Genomic DNA, 22,021 nt, shown 5'->3' on the forward strand with positions numbered 1-22,021 from the left:
CGCGCGTCAACTCTGACCGGCCGTCGTGTCGCCGTTCGCCGTCTCGGCCGCGGCCAGTTCACGGGCGTAGTCCCTGACCAGGTCGTGGGGTGCGTAGTGGCCGTACGCGGTCTCCTCCAGGAGGGCTGCGTCGACGAGGCGGTCCAGGGCTGCCCCGGCGCGGCGTTCGTCGGTCGCGGTGAGGCGGGCGAGCAGCGGGGCGTCGTACGTGGGGAGGTCCAGGGCGCCGATGCGGCGCAGCGCGAGGGCCGCGTCGCGGTCGGTCTCGCGGGCGGAGGTGCGCAGCGTGTCGTGGGCGCCGGCGAGGGAGCGTCGGACGCTCAGGTCGTCGTACTCCAGCAGTGGCAACCTGCTGTCGTCGGCGGCCAGTTGAGCGGCGAGCACGTCCGGAGTGAGGGCCCGGCGGGCGGCGAGTCTGGCAGCGACCACGCGCAGGGCGAGCGGGAGGCGGCCGGTGAGCCCGACGAGGGGGTGGGCGGCGTCGAGGCCGTCCCGTCCGGACGCCGCGCGCAGCAACTCGGCGCTCTCACCGTCGGTCAGGGGGGTGAGGGGGAAGCACCGGGCGCCGTCGAGGGCGGTCAGCGGGGACCGGCCGGTGACGATCACGGCGCAGCCGGAGCCCGCCGGAAGCATCGGCCGTATCTGCGCGGCTCCTTCGGCGTCGTCCAGGACCAGCAGGGTGCGGGTCGGTGCGAGAAGGGAGCGCAGTAACGCGGCTGCCCCGTCCGGGTGTTCGGGGATACGGAGAGGGTTGGTGCCGAGGTCACGCAGCAGGGCGGTGAGGGCCTGGGCGGAGGTGAGAGGGGGCATGTCGGGGGTGCTGCCGTGCAGGTCGACGTACAACTGACCGTCCGGGAAGCGGTACCGGAGGGTGTGGGCGACGTGCAGCGCCAGGGCACTCTTGCCCACGCCGGGCATGCCGTGGATCACGGCGACGGGGGCACCTGCGGTGACATCGGGCCCGGGGTGCGGCTTTGGGGCCAGAATCCGGCGCAGGTTGTCGGCGACGGCTGTGCGGCCGGTGAAGTGGGTCGGGGCTGGGGGGAGTTGGGCAGGGCGAGGCATGCGGGGCGGTGCGGATGCCTGCGCGGTGCGCGGTGTTGGGGCGGGGCGCGGTGCGGAGGCTGAGCGTGGCGTAAGGGCGGAGCGCGGTGCAGGGGCGGGGTGTGCTGATGCCGACGCGGGGCGCGGTGTTGGCGCGGAGTGCGGTGTAGGGGTCGAGCGCGGGGATGCCGACGCGGCTCGTGGTGTGGGGGCGGGAGCCGGTCGCGGGGCGGAACCCGAGGTCGGCTGTGCGGGGATGTAGGGAACCGCCCGGTGGGTGGGCGTCGCCAGGGGGGCGGGCATCGAGAAGCCGCCCGGAACATCCGGAGTCTCCAGGCCACCTGGGCTTCCCGACCCCGCTGGGCCTGGTGCACCCGCCGGGGTCCCCGGTCCCGCCGAGGTCCCCGGTCCCGCCGAGGTCCCCGGTCCCGCCGGGCCCTCCTGGTCACCCAGGTCCGCCGGATCTGCCGGATCTGCCGGGGCAGCAGGATCCCCCATCCACGCGCGCCCTGTCAGGCGTGCCAAGGCCCCCGGATCCCTCGGGCCGGACTGGGCCGCCGAACCCACCGGTCGCTCCCCGCCCATCGGACCAGCCGGGCCTCCCTGGCTCACTGAGCCTCCCGAACCTGCCGGACTCGCCGGACTCGCCGGACTCGCCGGACTCGCCGGGGTCCGCCTGCCCGCCAGACCTCCCGAACCTGTCTGGCCCGCCGAACCCACCGGCCACTCCGGGTCCACCGGACCTGTCTGGCCTCCCCAGCCCGCTGGACCCGCTGAACCCGCCGGGCCTCCCGAACCCGCCGGGGCAGCCGGGCCCGTCGGGGCAGCCGGACCCACCGGACCCACCGGACCCACCGGCAGCCGCAGTACCTCCACGTGGGCCGCTCGTACTGCCGGGCCCGGTTCTACGCCCAGTTCTTCCAGTAGGCGGTTGCGCAGGTCTCGGTGGAGGGCGAGGGATTCGGCTCGGCGGCCGGTGCGGTGGAGGGTGAGCATCAACTGGCGGTGGTAGGACTCGCGCAGTGGGTGTTCGGCCGTCAGGGCCGTCAACTCCGGGATCAGGGAGGGGAGTCGGGGGCCGCCGAGGTACAGCTCGGCGTCGTACCGCCACTCCAGCAGGAGCAGGCGGGCCTCCGTCAGGCGCTGGGTGAACGCGTATCCGACGGTCTCGGGCGGGAGGCCGGTCAGTGGGGCGCCGCGCCACAGGGCGAGGGCGGACGCGCTCTCGGCCAGGACGCGCTGCCAGTCCTGGTTGGCGTGGGCCGCCCGCGCCCTTTCGACGTGTGCCTGGAAGACGTGCACGTCCAACTCGCCCGGGCCGACCCGGAGCAGATAACCGGGCGGCACGGCGCGCAGCCGTCCCGAATCGTCCAGGAGGCGGCGCAGCCGGGCCACGTGGTTGTGCAGCGAGGCCTGCGCGGACGCCGGAGGCGCCCCGCCCCACAGTGCGTCCTTGAGCACCCCGACCGGGACGACTCGGCCCGGTTCGAGGAGCAGGGCGGCGAGCAGCGTCCGTACCTTGATGCTGCCGATCGGCCGGAATCCTTCGCCCGTAGGGCCGTTGGGGGCTTCAGCGTCGTACAGGACGGGCGCGCCCAGCAGCCCGAACCGCAGACCGCACCGCATGCTCTCGCCCCACTGCCATCTCGTTCGCCACCGGAAGTACATGTTAGCGATCTGTTGGCGTGGCCTGATGTGATCACCTCAACGGAACCGGCCCGAGGGTGCGCGCGTGTGACGCGCAGCTCGGGGGAGTGTCGCCGTCGCGGCCGGGTCCGGGACGCGAGAGGGCCCGGGTCGTTGGAGATGACGACCAGGGCCCTCGTATCGCGTGTGGGGTGTCAGGGGTGCCGTGAGGCCCGTTTCGTCAGGTCACAGCACGGGTGGGCGGCCGAGCCGGGTCAGTGTCCACACCGTTCGCCAGCTCATCGGGCGGCGTTCGCCGGCCGGTTCGCGCAGGCCCTCAACGAAGCCGCCGAACCAGGCCCGCAGCGCGCGAGTGGAGCCGCCGCGCAGGACGGTGATCGCGATCCAGACGCCCAAATGCACCGGGATCAGCGGCAGCGGGAGTCGGCGGCGGACCAGCCAGACCCGGTTGCGGGCGGTGACCCGGTGGTAGATGGCGTGCCGGGCGGGCGAGGTGCTGGGGTGGCGCAGCAGGAGACGCGGTTCGTAGAGGATCTTCCAGCCGGCGTCGACGGCCCGCCAGGCGAGGTCGGTCTCCTCGTGGGCGAAGAAGAAGGCGGCTGGCCAGTCGCCGGTCTCGTCGAGCATCGCCATGCGAAGGGCGTGGCCGCCGCCGAGGAACTGGGTGACGTATCCGCCGAGCATCGGGTCACCCGCGCCGGGCCGGGGGACGTGCCGCCGCTGGGTCACGCCGTTCTCGTCGGCGATCCGGAAGCCGACGATGCCGAGCCGGGGGTCGGCGGCGTACAAGTCCCTTACACGGGTGAGCACATCGGGGTCGATGAGCAGGCCGTCGTCGTCGAGGTCGACCACGACGTCGATGTCGCCGAACTCGCGCAGCCGGGCCAGGGCCACGTTGCGGCCGCCCGGACAGCCGAGGTTCTCGTCGACCTCGATGGTCGTCACCTCGCCGGAGAGGCCGGGGAGTTCGGGCAGCGGACAGCCGTTGCCGACGAGCACGATCCGGTCGGGGGCGAGGTCCTGCTTGGCGATCGACTCCAGCAGCGCGTTCAGCGCGACGGGCCGGTTTCCCATGGTCACCACGGCCACCGCGATACGCGGCTCCACCGCCATGCCACCCACCAGACCCACCTCGTCCCGGCCGCCGACGTACACCATCGCGGTCGGATGCTATCTGTTTACAGTAAGGATGTATTAAGTACTCATTGAGTACGTCTCTTATCCATAACGCCCTACGGCATTCCGTCGGTGCCGCGCCCCAGCCAGGTCCGCAGCGCCCACCACCAGTGCAGGGTGCCGGCCGGCCCGGAGGCGCTGCCCGGCAGATCGTCCGTCAGGGACTCGCCGGTGAGCTGCTGGAGGCGGGCCAGGCGGTAGCGAACGGTGTTGGGGTGGGTGAACAGGGTAGCCGCCGTCCGGTCGAGGCGACGGCCGTGGTCGAGGAACGTCAGTGCGGTGACCGCGATCTGACGGTGGAAGTCGTCCCGGGGGTCGAGGTTCGCGAGGAGGTGGGCGCTGAGCCAGGCGCCCAGGAGCGGCTGGTCGGCGAGGGCGATCTCGGCCGCCAGTTCGGTGAGTTCGTACACGCCGTAGCGCCCGTACGGTCCCGGTCCCGGTGCTGCTGTCGCCCCTCCGTCGAGGTCCAGGGCGCGGACGCAGAGAGCGTAGGTGGCCCGGAGGTCGTCGAGGGGAACGGCCGGTGAGACCACCACGAGCGCTCCGTCGATCCCTGTCTCCTCCCCTTCCGCCTCCCCGTTCTCGATCGTCTCGCCCACCGGCAACCGTGGGTACAGGCCCACCAGTCGTCCGTCGAGCATGCCGAAGAGGCAGCCGCGCAGGGCGGCGAGACGGTGGGCCAGGCGCCGGGTGCGGGCGAGGTCGCCGCCCGGGTCGGCGACCAGGAGATGGCGTACGGCGTTGTGGCGCAGCCCGGCACGGGCCAACTCCTCAGCGGCGGGAGGCGATTCGCCCTCGACGAGGAGTCGGCGGAGCAGTCCCGCCCGGGTCTCGCCCAGCGCCCCCGGGGTGTCCCACTCGGCGGCGCGGTACCCGTGGACGACGTGCCGCTGCAGGGTGTCGCCGTACTCCTTGAGCCGCAGGACGGCGGTGAGCAGCGCGGCGTCGGGCACCCCGGCCGCACGACAGCGGTCGACGGTGATCTCGACAGTGCGGGTGAGGGCCGCTTGGACTCCACGCAGTACGGCGGTCATCGGCACCCCCTGACCGGCCCGGTCGGCGCCGAGTATCAGTGCGGCGGCGAAGTCCTGTGCGTCGACGTCCTGTTCGCCGTCGTCCCCGGTACCGGGTGCGTCGGGAGTACCGGAAGCAGGCCCACCAGGGTCTCCCAGCCAGGCGCCGGCCGCGTTGATCATGGCGGTGACGTGCCAGTGCGTTTCCGCCTCGGCGAGCCGGGCCACCTCGGGAGAGTGTTTCCGGGCCGCGTGCACGAGTTCGTCCTGGACGTCCGCGTCCGCTGCCATGGCGCGCAGCACCTCGGCGACGGTCTCGTGCTCGGGGCGCTGGGTGACGTCCGTGCGGACCGTCATGGGCCTCTCCCTTCCGCGTCGGCGCGGTGTCGCCGGGGCACAACGGAGGGTCGCACGCGTTGGCTCCCGCCTACTACCGCGCTGTGGTACCGACCTGATTCCCTGATCGCTACCGACGGTAACCCCAGGCTCGCCACCAACACACCCTTCGCACGGGCACCCCACGCCCCGTGCACGCGCACCTGATCCCCCGTCTGCACCCGCATTCGCACCCGCATCCTCCGTACGCCCCTCCCCGGAAGGCACCCTCATGGAGCACTTGACTGACCCGGTCAGCCGCCGCCGGGCGTTGACCCTGGCCGGCGGCGCGGTCGCCGCGACCGCCCTCACCCAGGCGGGCACGGCGTTCGCGGCCTCGGCGGCTGCCACCTCGGCCGACGCGATCGTCGTGGGCCACGGGCTGGCCGGGCTGGTCGCCACAGCCGAACTCGCGGCAGCGGGCCGCAAGGTGCTGCTGCTCGACCAGGAACCGGAGTCCAACCTCGGCGGTCAGGCGTTCTGGTCCTTCGGCGGGCTGTTCTTCGTCGACTCCGCCGAGCAGCGCCTGATGGGCGTCAAGGACTCGAAGGACCTGGCCTGGCAGGACTGGCAGGGCGCCGCCGCCTTCGACCGGGGCATCACCGACCCGCTCGGCCAGGACTACTGGGGCTACAAGTGGGCCCAGGCGTACGTCGACTTCGCGTCCGGCGAGAAGCGGTCCTGGCTGGCCGGCCTCGGCATGCAGTGGTTCCCGTTCGTCGGCTGGGCGGAGCGCGGCGGCGGTCTCGCGGACGGTCACGGCAACTCCGTACCGCGCTTCCACGTCACCTGGGGCACGGGCCCCGCCGTAGTGGAACCGTTCGAGAAGAAGGTACGGGCGGCGGTGGCGGACGGGCTGGTCACGTTCAAGCACCGCCACCGCGTGGACGAGCTGATCCGGACGAACGGCACGGTCACCGGCGTACGCGGCGCGGTTCTCGAGGCGAGCACCGCCGCGCGGGGCAAGGCCAGTTCGCGGACGGTGGTCGGCAGCTTCGAGCTGAACGCCGAGGTGGTCATCGTGACGTCGGGCGGTCTCGGCGGCAACCAGGATCTCGTACGGCAGAACTGGCCGGCCCGGATGGGCACCGCGCCCAAGTCGATGATCACGGGTGTGCCCGCGCACGTGGACGGGCGGATGCTCGGGATCACCGAGAAGGCGGGCGGCCGGATCGTCAACCCGGACCGGATGTGGCACTACACGGAGGGTCTGAAGAACTACGACCCGATCTGGGCCAAGCACGGCATCCGTATCCTGCCCGGCCCGTCCTCCATGTGGTTCGACGCGACGGGCAAGAGGTTCTCCGCACCCGACATGCCGGGTTACGACACCCTCCACACCCTCAAGACGATCGTCGACACCGGCTACGACTACTCCTGGTTCGTGACAACCCAGAAGATCCTCGCGAAGGAGTTCGCGCTCTCCGGATCCGAACAGAACCCCGACCTCACCAACAAAGACATCTGGATGCTGCTCTCGCGCGCCTGGCAGACTCCTGAGCCGCTCGAGCGTTTCAAGAAGTACGGCGAGGACTTCATCGTGTCCGAGACGCTGTCCGAGCTGGTCCGGGGCATGAACAAGCTGACCGGCACAAGCCTGATCGACCTGGCCGCGCTCCAGCGCCAGATCGAGGCCCGGGACCGGGAGATCGACAACGCGTACAGCAAGGACGCCCAGGTCATGGGCATCCGCAACGCCCTCACCTACCCCGGCGACGTCCTCAGCCGGACGGCGTCGGCCCACAAGATCCTGGACTCCTCCGCCGGACCGCTGATCGCCGTACGGCTGAACATCCTCACCCGCAAGACGCTCGGCGGCCTCCAGACCGACCTGTCGGGCCGCGTCCTCGACGCCACCGGCACCCCGGTTCCCGGTCTGTACGCGGCCGGTGAGGTCGCGGGCTTCGGGGGCGGCGGCGTTCACGGGTACCGGTCACTGGAGGGCACGTTCCTCGGCGGGTGCCTGTTCTCGGGCCGCCAGGCGGGCAAGGCGGCGGCTGCGGCCACCGCCTGACGGCACGGCACGGTCCCATCCGATCCGGTTCGGTCCGAGCCGAGCCGAGCCGAGCCGAGCCGGTCACCTTGACGGCCTGGGTGTCCGACGGCCTGGGTTCAACTTCGGTAGGTGCGCCGCGCGTTGACCGCGCGGCGCACCTACTGTGCGTTCCGGGCGGGCCGTCAGGCACTCGGGTCGCGCAGGACCAGGTCGGCGGCGAAGACGCGTTCGCCCTGCTGGGTGGCGAGGACGTGGACGCGGAGGTCCTGGGCCCGGCCGGGCCCGAACGCGTCGGGGCGGGCGACGCGGGCCTCCATCCAGCAGGGGGCGTCGAGTTCGGCGTACCTGGTGAAGTTGCTGTCGAGGCCCAGGAGGAGCGCGTCGGGGCGGCCGGTCGCGGCGCGGGCCGCCTGTCGGGCCGCCTCGATCAGCAGCATGCCGGGGACATGGTCGACGGGGTGATCGAAGAGGATGGGGTGACCGGTGTCGACCCGGAGTTCCCATCTGTTCGCCCAACTGTTCGCCCAGCGATTCTCGCCGCCGCTCACCCTGCTGTTCGGCCTGCCGTTCGCGCCGGTCCGCGCCGGGGCGGCGAGCAGGACGTTGCCCGGGTCCGTGTGGCCCACCTCGGCCGGGTCGACCGGGGTCGGCAGGGCACGGTCCACCACGGTGGGGCGGCCCTCGCGCAGTCGGCGGTGGACGGCGGGGCTGGTGACGCCGAAGCTCGCGCCGCCGGTGGCCACCGGCACTCCGTCGCGCCGGACGGAGACGTCGTAGCGCATGCCCGAGATGGTCCGGCCCCGGCGCACGATGTCGTGGCACACCGTGTGCAGTTCGACGTCGGTCGGGGTGGCTCCGGTGGTGAGGGCGGCGGGGGTCGCGGCGAAGGACAGGCCCCACATCAGGAACTGGTGGCCGAACGGGACCCCGTACTCCGCGTGGGACAGCAGGGTGCCGGCCTGCCGGATCGACTCCAGCAGGAGGAGTGGGTCCTGGTGGCCGTGGGCGGGTGCAAAGAGCGCGTGGCCGCGCGGCAACTGGGCGCGGACGACGAACGAGTCGGACGCGGTGGTGGGGGCGGCATGTGCGGTCGGGGCGGCCTCCCAGCCGGTGAGGAACACCTCGGCCACGGCGGCGCGGTGGACATAGCCGCGGGGAACCGTGGTGGTGAGCAGTGAACCGGTCGGCGAGGCGGTGTCGGTCCCGGGTGCTCGGGTCGGACTCGGCATCCTCGGCACTCCTGTCTGTTTGTGGACAGGGGCGAGCCGGACCGCGCGTCAGGATCCCCCGTCCCTGATGAACGCTATGCAGTCACCAAGATACAGACAGGTTGGTCTGTTTCAACAGTAAAACCTTACTAAAGTCATACAGCCGCGCTTGGTTTACACGCCAGTTACGTTCACTTCTCATACGCGCCTCCGCGCGGAACGGAGGCGGAAGTCAGGATTCCGCAAGGTCAAATAGTGAGAAACAGCAGGATTCTCGCCTAATCGGCCACGCCTGCATGACATCCACGTCGACAACCAGACGACTGTACGGGCCATCCATAACACGTTGACAAACAGACCGAGTTGCCTGTTACCGTCCTTGGCGGTACCCGCTCACCAGTTCGCCGTGGCGTGCCTCAGGAGGGCAGAGATGAATCAGCAGGTCATGGATTCAGCCAGGCCGCACCAGGAGCAGCAGGAACGGCAGGGGCAGCAGGAGAACGACGCGTTGAGGGTGCTCGTCGTGGAGCACGAGGCGCAGGCCGCGGACGCCCTGGTGCAGGAACTGCGCCGGCACGGCCACCTGGCCAGGAGCGTTCCCACCGCCGCCCTCGCGCTCCAGGCCCATCACAGCGTCGATCTGGTCCTGCTCGACCTCGACCTGCCCGATCTGGACGGCCTGGAGGTGTGCCGCCGGATCCGGGCGGTCGGTGACGTCCCGATCATCACCGTGACCACCCGCGGGGCCGAACTGGACTGCGTACTCGGACTCCAGGCGGGCTCGGACGACCACCTCGTGAAGCCCTACGGGTTCCGGGAGTTGCTGGCCCGCATGGAGGCGGTGATGCGCCGGGCGAGACCGCGGCAGGCTTCGACGCGCCGGCAGGTCATCACGTACGGGCCGATGCGCATCGACGCCCGGACACGCGAACTCCTGCTGGAGGGAAGACGGGTGTACCTGACGCCCAAGGAGTTCGACCTGCTCCATCTGCTCGCCTCCCAGCCCGACACCACCCTGTCCCGGCGGCAGTTGATGAGCCAGGTCTGGGACGACGACTGGTCGCACCGCGGACGCACCATCGACACGCACGTCAGCAGCCTCCGGGGCAAACTCGGCTCCAGCAACTGGATCGTCACGGTGCGCGGGGTCGGATTCCGCCTCGGGCACCCGTGAACACGCCGCCAGATGCGCACTTGTCGCCCTCACCGCCGTGACTCGAAACGGGCTGCGGAATTTCCCCGTGCAATCCGGCCGCATACAATGCAGACCGGTTTGTATTTTTTCCGAGCATGGGATGCGAGGACCGGGGATGGCCCAGCAGGAGCGAGGCATCAGGTCGAAACGCTCGATCCTGGAGGCAGCCGCGGGCGTGTTCGGCGAGCGCGGGTACGACGCGGCCAGCACGAACGAGATCCTCGCGCGAGCCGGCCTCACCCGGGGCGCCCTCTACCACCACTTCCCCTCCAAGGAGGCGATCGCCACCGCGCTGCTGGAGGCGCAGGGCGAGGCCCTGGTGGTGCCGGACCAGCCGGTGAAACTCCAGGCGGTCATCGACCTGACCCTGGGATTCGCCCAGCGGCTCCAGTACGACACGGTGCTGCGGGCGAGCGTACGGCTGGCGGTGGAGCAGTCGTCCTTCGCGCCGCCCGCCCAGACCCCGTACAACCAGGCGATCGGGGTGATCGAGGATCTCCTCCGCAAGGCCGACGCGCAGGGCGAACTCCTGCCGGGGACGGACATCGCCGAGGTCGCGTCGACGGTCGTCGGGTCGTTCACCGGTCTGCAGGTGATGTCCCAGGCGTACAGCAACCGGCAGGACCTGCCCGCGCGGATAGGAGCGCTGTGGCGCCTGATCCTGTCCGGCCTGGCGGCCCCGGGGATACTGCCCCGGCTGCGCACGACGGTGCCGCCGAAGGCGGTCGGGACAGCGGCGGAAGAAACAGCGGAAGAAGCACCGAAGGGCGTGCTGAAGGGCGTACCGACGGACGCGGCGAAGGAAGTGGCGAAGGAACCCGTGGGGGGAGCGGCGGGCTAGGAGACGGTCTCCAGCAGGCCGAGACCCTCCGTGTTTCCGACGCCGCCGCGCAGCTCCTCGACGAGCCAGGCGATGCGCTCCTCGTCGCGCCGGTAGTGGGTCCACTTGCCGACGCGCGTGGAGCGGACGAGGCCCGCGCGTTCGAGTGTGGCCATGTAGGCGGAGACGGTGGACTGGGCGAGCCCGGTCTTGGCCTGGATATGGCTGACGCAGACACCGACCCTGCGCGGATCGGTGACTTCCGGGTTGACCGGGAAGTGGTCCTCGGGGTCGCGCAGCCACTGCAGCACCTGGAGGCGCACCGGGTTGGCGAGCGCCTTGAGGGGCTCCAGCAGCGGGGTGAGGTCGCCCGTCGTGGGCAGGTCGTGAGTCGTCATGAGCCTTCCGAGCCGGGCGTAGGACTGGTGCGGGGCAACGATTATCCATCGATGATAAGCGATACGTCACCTGATCGGCGGGTGCGCTCTGACCTGCGACGGAACTCCCCCGACGACCGCCGCACGCCCCCCACCAGCGACGAAGCCTCCGGCGGGCGGGGTTGACAGTTCATATCGAGGTTCTGCGATACTTCGATGCGTTCGAGCTTCGCTTCATCGCAACGGAGGGTTTTCTCATGCCTATCGGGCTTATCGCCCTGGCTCTGGGAGGCTTCGGTATCGGCCTCACGGAGTTCGGGATCGTAGGACTGCTGCCCGAGGTGGCAGACGACTTCGGTGTCTCCGAGTCCGTGGCCGGCTATCTGGTCTCCGGCTACGCGCTGAGCGTCGCGATCGGCGCCCTCGGGCTCACCGCCGCGATCGCCCGCTTCGACCGCAAGAAGGTCCTCGTCGGCCTGATGACCCTGTTCATCGTCGGCAACCTGATCTCCGCCGTCGCCCCGACCTACTCGCTGCTCATGGTCGGCCGGGTCGTCGCCGCCCTCTGCCACGGCGCCTTCTTCGGCGTCGGCGCCGTCGTCGCGTCCGACATGGTCGCCGAGAACAAGAAGGGCAGCGCCATCGCCCTCATGTTCGGTGGACTGACCGCCGCCAACGTGCTCGGCGTGCCGCTCGGCACCTTCCTGGGCCAGCAGCTCGGCTGGCGCTCCACCTTCTGGGCGATCACGATCCTGGGCTTCGTCACCCTGGCCGGCATCCAGGCCCTGGTCCCGAAGAGCACGGCGTCCGCGCCGACCGACCTGCGCACCGAGCTCGCCGTCTTCCGGCGCGGTCAGGTGTGGGTCTCCATCGCGCTGAGCATCCTCGCCTTCGGCGGTGTCATCGGCGGCTACACCTACATCGCGTTCACGCTCACCGACGTCAGCGGGTTCTCCGACAGCGCGGTGCCGTGGCTGCTCGTCCTGTTCGGCGTCGGCACGTTCGTCGGCAACTTCTTCGGCGGCAAAGCGGCCGACAAGTCCCTGAACAACACGCTGATCGGCGCCATGGCCGGCCTCGCCGTCGTCATGGCCCTCTTCGCCCTCACCGCCGAGAACAAGATCGCGACGATCGTCGCCCTGCTGCTGATGGGCGCCATCGGCCTCGCCGCGGCGCCCGGACTCCAGGCACGCGCCATGAAGTACGCCTCGGACGCCCCCACCATGGCCTCCGGCGCCAACATCGCCGCCTTCAACGTCGGCAACGCGCTCGGCGCCTGGATCGGCGGCCTCACCCTCGCCGCCGGGTACGGCTTCGTCTCGCCGCTCTGGGTCGGCGCCGCGCTCGCCCTCGCCGGACTCGGTGTCGCGGTGGCGGGTTCACTGGGTGACCGCGGTTCGGCGGCTCCGGCCGCTTCTCCGAGCGTTGCCCGACGGCCGGACAGTGTCGAAGCCGGCGTTCAGTAGAATTCCTTTCACACACGCCGGAAACAAATTTCAGGAAAAGCAGGGCCGGGAGACCTTTACGGTTTCCCGGCCCCTTTTCGTCTGCCGACATCCATTTCACCGGCACTCCTGACCAGCAGGCCCAACCAGCACGCCCGACCTGCTCACTTGACACTCTCTGACATTTTATTGACACAGCCTGAAAAGACACTGAAAAGGCCTGTAGAAGCCTGTACCTGAAATTGTTGAAAACCGTTGCACGGGTGGAAAGAATTTCTCTGTTGCCTCCGCGCCCAAAGGCGAGCGCGCGACCGACGCCCGACCAGAGAAGGCGATACTCGTGCCCCGGTCCCTGACCCACACCGTCCCGAACCCGGCCACCACCGCGACCGCCCCCGACCGCCTCACGCCCGTCGAGGACGTCCGAACCAAGGACCGCGTCCGCGTCGCCGGTTTCTTCCCCGGCCTCGGCAGCCGCGCCGCCTACCAGAACCTCGGCCGGACCCTGCTCGACTCGGGCGTCCCCGAGATCACCGCCCTCTACGAGGAGGCCGCCCGCGCCCTGGGTGTGCCCGGCCGGCCCGAACGGCTGCTGCCGACCGCCGAGAACCTGCCCGGTGAGCCGATCGAGCGGCAGGGTTTCATCGGCGCCGCCCTGCTGGTGCACAGCCTGGCCCTGGACGCCTTCCTGCGGGACCGGATCGACGAGAACGGCACGCCCGTCGGTCTCGTCGCCTACACCGGAGAGAGTTTCGGCATCCTGGCGGCGGCCGTGGCGAGCGGTTCCCTGTCGGTGTTCGACGGCGTCAAGATCGCCCAGGCGTTCACCCCGCTGATGCTGCTGGCCGCCGGCACCGACCCGGCAGACGCGACCGCACCCTCGTACGACGGGCCCTTCGCCCGCGCCATCGCCTGGTATCTCCCCGAGTCCGTCCGCCGTACGCCCCTCGTCCCGGAGCCCTCACACGTGCTGGCCGTGCGCGCCCGGACCCCCGACGCGCTCGCCACCGTGCTGGACGAGATCCGCGGCTCGTATCCGGCCCGGGACGTCGAGCTGCACAAGACGTACTCGCCGACGCAGGTCAATCTGTACGTCCGTGCCGGCGTCAAGGCGGGCTTCGACCGGTTCATGGCCGCGTATCCGCACATCGCCACCGAGGAGCTGAAGGATCCGACCGTCTTTCTGGCCCACTCCTCCCGGATGCGGCCCGCCCGGCACGCGCTGGAACGTTTCCTCGACGTCAACCGCATCCGCTTCGAGGAGCCCCGCGTCCCCGTGGTGTCGAACCACGACGCGTCCCTCCTCACCACCGCGGCAGGCGTCCGGCGCGGTGTGCTGGCCATGACGGACCAGGTCATGGCGTCCCGGGACACCTGCGAGATCCTCGGCGGCCTCGACACGGACATGGTCCTGGAACTCGGCCCGGGCGCGAAGTCCGTACAGCTCCTGCGGGACAACGACTTCGCCGCTCCGGTGCTGGCGTACACGGGCGGCGAGGAGGACACCGAAACATTCCTCCGGGCGGTCACCGTCGTGGATTCACTCATGGCGTCGCTGGAGCGGCTCTACGCGGCGGACGAGCGGTCGCGCGAACCGCAGGAACCGCAGCACGCACCGTACGACATCCTGCGCGAGCTCTTCCGGCTCGCGGACCGGAGCGAGTTCTGCGACGACTACTTCTCGCGCTCCCTCGGCCGGGTCATCACCGCGGAGATGCTGAGCCCCTCGCGGGAGGGGTCGGCGGCTTTCTACGCGTTCCTCGAAACCTTCCAGCACACGCGGAACCACCGGGAGCACATCGCCGTAGGGCGGGGCGAACTGGTCGTCAAGGCACGGCTGAAGAAGCGGATCACGGGGGCGGCGCACGAGGACCCCGACCTGCTGGGCCGGGCCACCGTCGAGCTGAAGGTGCTCGACCACGCCGGGAACGCCGTCACGCGGACGGTCGACACCGCCCGCCCCGAGGTGGTCGTCTCCCACTTCGACGCTCTCGCGGGCGTCGACGCCGAGACCATGGCCCGCCGGACCCGGCTGCTCCTCGACACCCAGCCGACGGCGCTGCAGACGTACAACCGGATGCTCGAAGGCCTGCATCTCGACCGGCTGGACCGGTTGGACTCACTCGGCGACGACACGATCCCCCGGATCGGTCACCGGGTCGTCTACCAGTACCTGCTGTTCGACGCGTTGGTGCAGCACCGGCCCGCTCTGTTCGCGCAGAGCGACCACTACCTCGAAGGCGGCGACCCACTCGGCTGGCTGGTCGCGCTGGCCGTCGCCGGTTCGCTGTCACCGGCCGACGCGGTCGTCCTGTTCGAGCAGTACGAACGGGATGAACAGGACGAGCAGCACCAGTCGCACGAGGCGCGTGCGCGTGCGCGTCTGGAGGCTGTGGAGCGGATGCTGGAGCGGCTGGCCGAGGCCGAGATTCCCCTGGTCTCACCGGAGGGTGTGCCGGTGCGGTCCCGCAGGGACCTCCAGGACGCGACCCGGGCGGTCCTGCTGTCCGGCGCCCTGGACGGTGGGGTGCGGCGGGTTCATCTGAACGGCAACTGCCAGGTACTCGCGCTGGGTTCGGACCTGTCCCCGACCGGCGAGAGTCTCGACACCGGGCGGTACGACGCCCATCTCGTCCGGATCACGGAGCCCGCCGAGTCCTGGAAGAGGCGGCTCAACCCGGACCTGGACGCCTTCGAGTCCGCCTGTGTCCTCGCGCTCACCGAGGAGAACGAGCGCGTCCTGCACAACGCCCGCAGCCGCCGCCTCCTCTCCAGCACGGTCTACGCCTACACCCACATCGACGAGGCGATCGTCAACTTCGGCAAGGGCGGCAGCGAGTCCATGACGATCTTCGTCAGGAAGGCGGGCGAGGAGCGGATCACGGTTCGCAAGATCCTCAGCGAGGCACTGACGACCGCCCACTGGCACCCGGACGGCGACGGTGTGATGCTCCCGCCGTTCGCGAAGGCCGCCAAGCAGGCCGAGTTCCTCCAGTCCCTGCCCGCCCCGGTGCGCGACTACTTCCCCGAGGTGTACGACGTACTGGAACGCGAGGTCCCGGTCGGCGGTCCGAACCATGGTCCGGCCCATGGTTCGGCTCGTACGGTCGGGCGCGAGGTCATCTACGAGATGAGCTACGTGGCCGGTGACGAGGTCAGCCGGTTCGTGGAGAAGCACACTCCGCCGCCGGCCGTGGTCGCCCGCCTCTACGAGCAGATCATCCGGGTGCTGTACGAGGACGTGCACAGCGTCGGGCGGGTCGCGGCGCCCGGCGAGACGCTGGACATCTCGTACTTCCGGAAGATCGAGGACCGGCTGGCCCTGTGCCGGCGAACGGCGCCGCGGACCTTCGGCTCCGCGCTCCTGGACACCGAGCGGATCGTCGTCAACGGCGTCTCCTATCTCAACTCCGGTGCCCTGCTGCAGCGTTTCCGGGCGGCGCCCGAGTTCCTGGAGATACTCGAACCGGCCTTCCACTCGCTCGTCATGGGCGACACGAACACCGAGAACATCAAGATCACGAACAGTGAACCCCTGCTGCACGCCCAGCGGTTGATCGAGTCCGGGGCGGACGAGGGGCAGGTGCGGGCGGCTCTCGACGCGATCACCGCCGACGCGCTCGGCATCAAGTTCCTCGACCCGCGCGCCATCGGCTTCAAGGGCGAGGGCCGGGACACACGCGACGACGCGATGTACGACAACAAGCCCTGGCACAACTCCATCGGCCACTACGACGAGATCCACTTCGAGCAGTTCACGATGAACATGGAGGCCGGCGGGGCGGGGGCTGTTCCGCGCGTCGACATCTCCTTCCTGGACGGCAATCCGTACCAACGGGCCTACCGGGTACGGGACGTGGTCGCGACCGGGGGCTCGGTCGACCCCGACTCCCCCGACGGTATGGAGGACTGGTTCGCGCCCGTGATGACGGCGGCGCTCGGGCTGGACGATCCCGGCTCGGCGTTCCTCCGGGACGACCCGTACTGGCTGATCCGGTTCGTCTTCATGATGGGCCAGCACTTCACGGCGATGCCGCCCTTCCACTTCCAACAGGAGCTGGACGGCACCCTCGTCGACACCTACCGGACCCAGCGCCGCCCGGTCGCCATCTACTGCGAGGGCGTCAAGTGGCTGAACTGGGCCCTGGAGATGCTGGAGGGCACCCGGACCGAGTTCCTGGGACTCCGGGTGCCGCCGCTGCCGTACCGCACGGGCCACTGACCGCTCGACAGGAGGCACCTCTCATGACGACCTCTCCCCTGGCACCAACTCCCCTGTCCCCGTTCGCCGTTCCCGTGGACGGTCTGCGTCACCTGTCGAACGAGACACGCGTGATGGCCACCCCGTGGAGCCGGATGGTCCGCGGGATAGGGCTCGGGCAGTATCCGATCCCGTACGACGCCCAGGGCGCCGCCCGGATCCGGCAGGCGTTCGGACTGCTGGCCGCGAAGGGCGTCGAGCGCGGCGCGTACACCCGGTTCTCGCGGCTGCTCGCGGACTTCGTCCTTGACGTCGTCGATCCGGGCCGTCCGCTGCGCCGCGCCGACCTGGAACTGCGGCTCGGCCCGGTTCTCGACGCCGTACGGGCGGAGGAGAACCCGTACTTCCGGATCATGGCCGGGTGCATCCTGATGGACGCCGTCGCCAAACTCGGCCTGGACAGAAGCCTGTTGGTGAACTCGCAGACGGACATCGACTTTCCGGCGGAGATGCTGGCCGTCGTCGACACGATCGAGCCGGACCGGATCAAGGACGAGAACGCTGGCCGGCACGGCCACTACGAGAAGCTGTCCGCGTCCACCGCCGTGTTCCTGGCGATCGGCCAACTGGGGCTCGGCGACCGGCTGGTGATCGGGCGGCGCAACCATGTCCGGGAGGCGCTGGCGCTGCTGGAGAAGATCCCGGCACCGTTCTTCCGGGGGCGCGGCGGGGCCATGCTGCTGTCGGTGGTGGCGCTGCTCGGGCACGGGCGACTGGTCTCCGGCGAGGGTGGCGGAAGCGGTGAGGGTGCCGAGAGCGGCGCGGGGCGTGCGGGCCGGGACCACATCAAGGAGGTCCTCGACTACCTCGACCGGGCAGCGGAGTTGAACCTGCCGCCGGCGTTCCCGCAGCCCATGTCGGAGAGCTTCACGGAGATCTATCCGCTGCTGACCATGCTCAACGCCATCGCCCTGACCGGCCGCCCGGAGGAGTATCTGACGTACGGCCGGGACCGGTTGGCGCAGGCGAAGGAGCTGCTGGCCCGGATCACCCCGGTCGAACGCACCCACATGGGCCTCTACTACATCGTCGCCCTGCACAACCTCGGCCGTCTGGACGATCAGGTCCCGGACCTGGACGCCCTGGTCGAGGACATCGTGGGCCAGTGGAAGCACATCGATCCCGGGGCGAACTACTTCCTCAACGGCATCTCGTACGCGTACATCATCCAGACGGCGATGCTGACGGGCCGTATGGACCTGATCGGCCCGGGCACGCTGGACCGCCTGGTGGACGGCTTCCCCGACCTCGACCGCACGGACGACGACCGGATCAACCGCCCGTACCCGTTCGCGTACACGCTGAACGTGCTGGCGGAGATCGGCGCCTCGGATCTCCTCTTCGAGCCCCGGGAGGCGTACGGCGGTGCGGCTCCCCTGGCCTGGGTCGTCGACCAGCTCTCCGAGGGCGGCCGGGAGGAGCACCGGCTGTACATGCTGAACCACGCCCTGGTGAGTTACGCGCTGCGGATGCGAGGGGCGGCGCGGGGCGAAACTCCTTTGTTCCAGGGCGCGTTCGCATAGGAGGTCGGGGGTTTCAGGCGCGTAGGGGGTGTCAGACACCCCCTGTCGTCGGGTGTCAGGCGCGCAGGGGGTTCGCGCGGGCCGCTGCCAGCAGGTACCAGGCGGTCGCGCCCGCGTGGCGGTACGGGTAGTAGCCGAAGCCGAAGCCTGTGTCGAGGGGGCTGGTCGCCGAGACGACCCCGGCGCGCTCGGGCAGGGCCAGACTGCCGACGGTCTGGCCGGTGCCGAGGAGTTCCTGGGCCCGCTCGATGGAGGCGATCAGCCGGTGGGCGCGTGCCTCGTCGCCGTGTCCGGCGCGGTCCCGGAGGGCGAGGGCGAGGTGCGCGGTCCCCTCGAACCAGACGCCGTTGCGGTCGGGCCTGGGCTGGAACGGGGCAATGGGGGTGTCCTCGGCGGCCAGCAGGCTCGCGGAGCTGAAGGTGACTCCCTCGTAGGACTGTCCCGCGGGCACCGTGCTGTTGGTGCGGTCCGCCCGGTCCAGGACGGCCAGTTCGGTGGCGGCCCAGTCCAACGAACCCGAGTAGCGGCGGGAGTTGAGGGCGAGGTGGGTCCAGGTCTGGGTGTCCTCGGGGATCGGGGACTTGTTGACGGTCACTCCGTCGTTGGTGCCCGTGTAGAAGAACCCGGCCCGCTGTGTTCCCACCGGCTCCCACATCTTCTCGACGAACGCCCGCGCCCTCGCCCGCCGTTGGCGCCACACCGGGTCCCCGGTGAGCAGGGCGAGCTGTCCGAAGAGGGCGACCAGGTCGGTGTTGTGCTCGGTCGAACTGAACGGCAGTTTCGCGTTGGCGCCGTCGACCCCGAACTTGTAGCCACCTAGGGGCTGTTGGGTGTCGGCGTTCACCTCGATCCAGGTGCCGATCCGTACGGCGGCGTCCAGGAAGCGGCGCTTCCCGGTCCGGCGGGCCAGCGCGGCGAGCGCGATCCCGGCCCAGGCCATGTCGCCCACGGCAGTGCCGGTGAACCCGAACTGGGTGCCGACGTTGGCGGTGCCGTCGGCCCGCACGAACCCGTCGGGCTGGGCGACCCCGTCGTAGAAGACGTACGGCCCGACGTTGTAGGCCTGCCGGAGCCTGCCGTCGTCGTACACCGGGTCGTGCGTCTGCGCGTACCGCAGGGCGTCCCCGAGAGCGACGGCCCGGCGCAGGCCCGGCTCGGTGCGTGCGGCGAGGTGCGCGAGGATCGCGAGGGCGTTGTCGTAGGTGAACGCCGTGCTGAACAGGCCCGCCTGGTCGGAGTAGCTCTGGGTGAGGCGGATGTCTCCGTGGTCGGGGTAGGCGTCCATGGCGGCGGCGAGGAAGGCGCGGGCGCGGCGCTGGGCGGAAGTCCCGTAGCCGGTCCCGGAGTTGACGGCAGAGGTCGCGGAGGTGGCGGCGCCTGCCACGCCCGAGCCCGCGGCGGTGAGCACTGCGGCACCGAGGCCGACGGCACCGATGAGCGTGCGGCGGCTGAGCGCGGGGCCTGGTGCGTCTGGTGCGCCTTCTCTGTCGGGCCTGCCGTTCATGGGTCTCCTCCACTGGGCTGAGAGCGCTCTCAAACACGTGCGGGGGCTCATTCTGCTGGTGCGCCCGGGGCGGGTCAACGCCCTTGATGCGCATGCAGGTTGAACAGACTTAACCGTCCCGCAGAGAAAGGAAACCCCGAGCCAGGAGGGTGGCCCGGGGTTTCGGCAAAGGGGCGTCGCCCGGTCAGAGCAAGGACGAGGCGTTGCGCAACCGCGCGAACGACGTGTCCAGGCCGCGCTTCAGCAGGCGCGCGAGGGGCGCTTCCACGAACATCTCGACGCCTGTCCAGCCGTAGGCGGAGAACCGGAACCAGGTCGGCATGATCTCGTCGAGGGGCCGCTTGTCCCCCTCCGGGTGCAGGTCTGTCCCTCGAAGGTCGGACGTGGAAAGGCGGCCTTCCGAAGAAGGCCGCCTTGGCGGTCGCAGCCGCGCGCCCGTGGGAACGGGTGCGGGTGTTACCAGGTCCACTTCTGTTCGTCGCCGGTCGTGCACGGCCACTGGATGACCCTGGTGCCGATGGTGGTGCTGCCGCTGGGGACGACGAGGCACTTGCCGCTGTGCAGGTTGCGCACCCGGCCGATGCTGTCGTGGATCCAGACCTGCTCGTCGTCGCCGCTGCAGGCCCACTGGATGGCCTGGACGCCGTCCTCGACGCTGGCGCCAGGCATCGCGAGGCACTTCTGGCTGTTGCTGTTGCGGACGATGTAGCGGTCGCCGTTTCCGCCTGCGACATTCTCCAGGCGCCACAGCTGTTCAGTGCCGTTGCTGCAGGTCCACTGGAACAGCTGGGTGCCGTTGGCAGTGCTGTCGTTGGGGACGGCCAGGCACCTCTTGGTCCCGATGTTGGTGAGGGGACGGAAGGCGTTGACGGAGGTCGCGACCCAGGAAGCGAGGCCGTCGACGCGGGCGGCGATGCCGCCGGTGCGGGTCTCGGCCGCATCGATGCCGAAGCAACCACCCTGGTAGGAACGGCTGTTGAGGGCTGCCAACTGAGCGGTGCCGCCGACCGTGCGGGTGACGGGGCCGCCGGTGTCTCCCATGCAGGCGGCCGCGCCGTTCTTCCCGGTGACCGTGGCCGTGGTGGTGGCCGAGGCGTCCACCGACAGCGTGCCGGTGTGCAGGTTCAGCGGCGCCCACTCGGTCGCGGTACGCCCGTATCCGGCGAACGTCAGCTCCTCGCCCGTGGTGGGCGCGGTGGTGGCCAGGGCGATCGGGGTGACGTTGGTGACCGGGCGGTCCAGCCGGGCCAGGACGACGTCACGGTCGGTGCGGGGCACGAGCTCGACGACCTCGCGTACCGCGCCCGCGGTGCTGGTCAGGTCGGAGCGGCCGATGGTCGCGGTGGTCGTGAGGGCGGGCTTGCCCGCGGGCACCGAGATGCTCGTGGCCGGGTCGGCGGCGAAGCAGCTGGCCGCGGTGAGCAGCCACTGCCTGGCGACCAGGACGCCGGAGCAGCCGCGGTCGTGGTCGCCGATGACGATCTGCGCGGCGTAGGTGGCGTTGGCGGAGGGGGCGGGCGTGCCGCCGGTGACGGCGGACGCGGGCGTGGCGCCCAGCGCGACCGGGATCGCGAGCAGGGCCGCGGTGAACGCGGACAGACGCTTCGGTCTGGTGTGTCGCATGACGTGATTCCTTGGGCTGGAGATCTGCGGGGCCGGTCCGGCACCCCGCACGACGAAGGACAAGAGGTTCTGGACGGGGACTACTTGGCCGCTCGGATCTCCACGAGCATGTGCTCACGGCTCTGCTCGTCGGCGCTCTCGCCGACCGCGGTCCAGGTGTTCTTCTCCACGTCGAAGGACTTCTCCTCCGTACCGACCGTCATGTCGACCTCGGTCGCGTACGTGTTGCCCTTGATGGCGTAGACCGAAGGGATCTCCAGGGTCAGCCAGCCGGAGGTGCCCTTCACCGCGAAGCAGATCTTGTCCGTCTTCTCACGGGCCCAGACCTCCAGCAGATCGGTCCCGCTCGCACAGTCGGCCAGCGTGATGTGCCCGTCCCCGCGCTTGAGGACGATGTTCTGCTCGGCCAGGATCTTGTCCGCGTTCGGGTAGGCGAAGTTCTCCACCGCGTACCCCGGGGCCTCGTCCGCGACCGACGTGGCCGCCCCGGACGCGGCGGGCACCCCGCCCGACATCCCGGACCACGCCAGCGCACCTGCGGCGATGGCGATCAGGGCGGTGCCCATGAATCTCCTACCGTGCGATCTCGCCTCTGTCACGACACGCGCCTTCATCCACAATCCTTTAACTGTCAGCTCCGCACGGGTACGCCGGAGCACGTTTCGCGCACGGGTGTGAAGGTGACCGGAATTGATGTACGGCCCCCACCGCCGGCGCTGAAATAGGCCCATTGCCCACATGCCGGAAACACTCGAAATACCTATGGAACCCCACCCACCTGACCTCTTCGACTTCGCCAACTCTGGCAAACAAG

15 protein-coding genes and 1 pseudogene are annotated in these 22,021 nt (G+C 70.3%); 6 read left to right on the forward strand and 10 right to left on the reverse strand.

The genetic code is table 11. The features are described from left to right. Positions 1-6 precede the first annotated feature (6 nt). From G3I56_RS44045 to G3I56_RS23890, 3 genes are all read right to left on the reverse strand, one after another. Entirely contained in the window at positions 7-2,670 is a 2,664-nt protein-coding gene (locus G3I56_RS44045; RefSeq protein ID WP_239135060.1) for an AfsR/SARP family transcriptional regulator, read from the reverse strand. A 246-nt stretch (positions 2,671-2,916) separates the two neighbouring features. Continuing rightward, the gene (locus G3I56_RS23885) at positions 2,917-3,849 is read right to left on the reverse strand and encodes a glycosyltransferase (RefSeq protein ID WP_203690513.1); all 933 of its coding nucleotides are present in this window, start codon (positions 3,847-3,849) and stop codon (positions 2,917-2,919) included. Positions 3,850-3,923: 74 nt separating this feature from the next. After that, complete coding sequence (locus G3I56_RS23890) at positions 3,924-5,237, reverse strand: helix-turn-helix domain-containing protein (protein WP_164412216.1); 1,314 nt, start codon at positions 5,235-5,237, stop codon at positions 3,924-3,926. A gap of 250 nt (positions 5,238-5,487) precedes the next feature. On the opposite strand from G3I56_RS23890, the gene G3I56_RS23895 reads away from it, so the two are divergent. After that, complete coding sequence (locus G3I56_RS23895; RefSeq protein WP_164412218.1) at positions 5,488-7,269, forward strand: FAD-binding dehydrogenase; 1,782 nt, start codon at positions 5,488-5,490, stop codon at positions 7,267-7,269. A 164-nt stretch (positions 7,270-7,433) separates the two neighbouring features. On the opposite strand, the gene G3I56_RS23900 is transcribed toward G3I56_RS23895, so the two are convergent. Next, the gene (locus G3I56_RS23900; RefSeq protein ID WP_164412220.1) at positions 7,434-8,480 is read right to left on the reverse strand and encodes a ScbA/BarX family gamma-butyrolactone biosynthesis protein; all 1,047 of its coding nucleotides are present in this window, start codon (positions 8,478-8,480) and stop codon (positions 7,434-7,436) included. Between the two features lie 409 nt (positions 8,481-8,889). Between G3I56_RS23900 and G3I56_RS23905 the strand changes: the two genes are divergently transcribed. Beyond that, on the forward strand, positions 8,890-9,633 hold the full coding sequence (locus G3I56_RS23905; protein ID WP_164412222.1) for a response regulator transcription factor: 744 nt from the start codon (positions 8,890-8,892) through the stop codon (positions 9,631-9,633). A gap of 136 nt (positions 9,634-9,769) precedes the next feature. After that, on the forward strand, positions 9,770-10,495 hold the full coding sequence (locus tag G3I56_RS23910; RefSeq protein ID WP_164412224.1) for a ScbR family autoregulator-binding transcription factor: 726 nt from the start codon (positions 9,770-9,772) through the stop codon (positions 10,493-10,495). On the opposite strand, the gene G3I56_RS23915 is transcribed toward G3I56_RS23910, so the two are convergent. Beyond that, positions 10,492-10,872, reverse strand: a complete 381-nt coding sequence (locus G3I56_RS23915; RefSeq protein ID WP_164412226.1) for a metalloregulator ArsR/SmtB family transcription factor — start codon at positions 10,870-10,872, stop codon at positions 10,492-10,494. The two genes, G3I56_RS23910 and G3I56_RS23915, sit on opposite strands and share 4 nt — an antisense overlap. A 236-nt stretch (positions 10,873-11,108) precedes the next feature. Between G3I56_RS23915 and G3I56_RS23920 the strand changes: the two genes are divergently transcribed. The 3 genes from G3I56_RS23920 (at position 11,109) to G3I56_RS23930 (ending at position 18,080) form a co-directional block, all read left to right on the forward strand. Then, complete coding sequence (locus G3I56_RS23920; RefSeq protein WP_164412228.1) at positions 11,109-12,317, forward strand: MFS transporter; 1,209 nt, start codon at positions 11,109-11,111, stop codon at positions 12,315-12,317. A gap of 319 nt (positions 12,318-12,636) precedes the next feature. Further along, positions 12,637-16,518, forward strand: coding sequence for an ACP S-malonyltransferase (locus G3I56_RS23925; RefSeq protein WP_343240035.1), 3,882 nt, complete (start codon positions 12,637-12,639; stop codon positions 16,516-16,518). Between the two features lie 23 nt (positions 16,519-16,541). Next, entirely contained in the window at positions 16,542-18,080 is a 1,539-nt protein-coding gene (locus G3I56_RS23930; RefSeq protein ID WP_164412230.1) for a hypothetical protein, read from the forward strand. Between the two features lie 55 nt (positions 18,081-18,135). Here G3I56_RS23930 and G3I56_RS23935 read toward each other — a convergent pair whose 3' ends face one another. The 5 genes and pseudogenes from G3I56_RS23935 to G3I56_RS23950 form a co-directional block, all read right to left on the reverse strand. Continuing rightward, positions 18,136-19,584 (reverse strand): Tat pathway signal sequence domain protein, encoded by a 1,449-nt coding sequence (locus G3I56_RS23935; RefSeq protein WP_164412232.1) that lies wholly within the window; start codon positions 19,582-19,584, stop codon positions 18,136-18,138. Between the two features lie 184 nt (positions 19,585-19,768). Continuing rightward, entirely contained in the window at positions 19,769-19,906 is a 138-nt protein-coding gene (locus tag G3I56_RS23940) for a hypothetical protein (protein WP_164412090.1), read from the reverse strand. Between the two features lie 134 nt (positions 19,907-20,040). Continuing rightward, positions 20,041-20,427: an RICIN domain-containing protein gene (locus G3I56_RS44050; protein WP_343240041.1), complete on the reverse strand. Its 387-nt coding sequence runs from the start codon at positions 20,425-20,427 to the stop codon at positions 20,041-20,043. A 33-nt stretch (positions 20,428-20,460) separates the two neighbouring features. Then, positions 20,461-21,207 (reverse strand): annotated as a pseudogene (locus tag G3I56_RS44055) (S1 family peptidase); the annotation flags it as partial. Positions 21,208-21,287: 80 nt separating this feature from the next. Further along, entirely contained in the window at positions 21,288-21,773 is a 486-nt protein-coding gene (locus G3I56_RS23950; protein WP_203690515.1) for a hypothetical protein, read from the reverse strand. Positions 21,774-22,021 lie beyond the last annotated feature (248 nt).

The sequence above is a fragment of the Streptomyces sp. SID12488 genome (assembly GCF_010548275.1).
Lineage (GTDB): Bacteria > Actinomycetota > Actinomycetes > Streptomycetales > Streptomycetaceae > Streptomyces.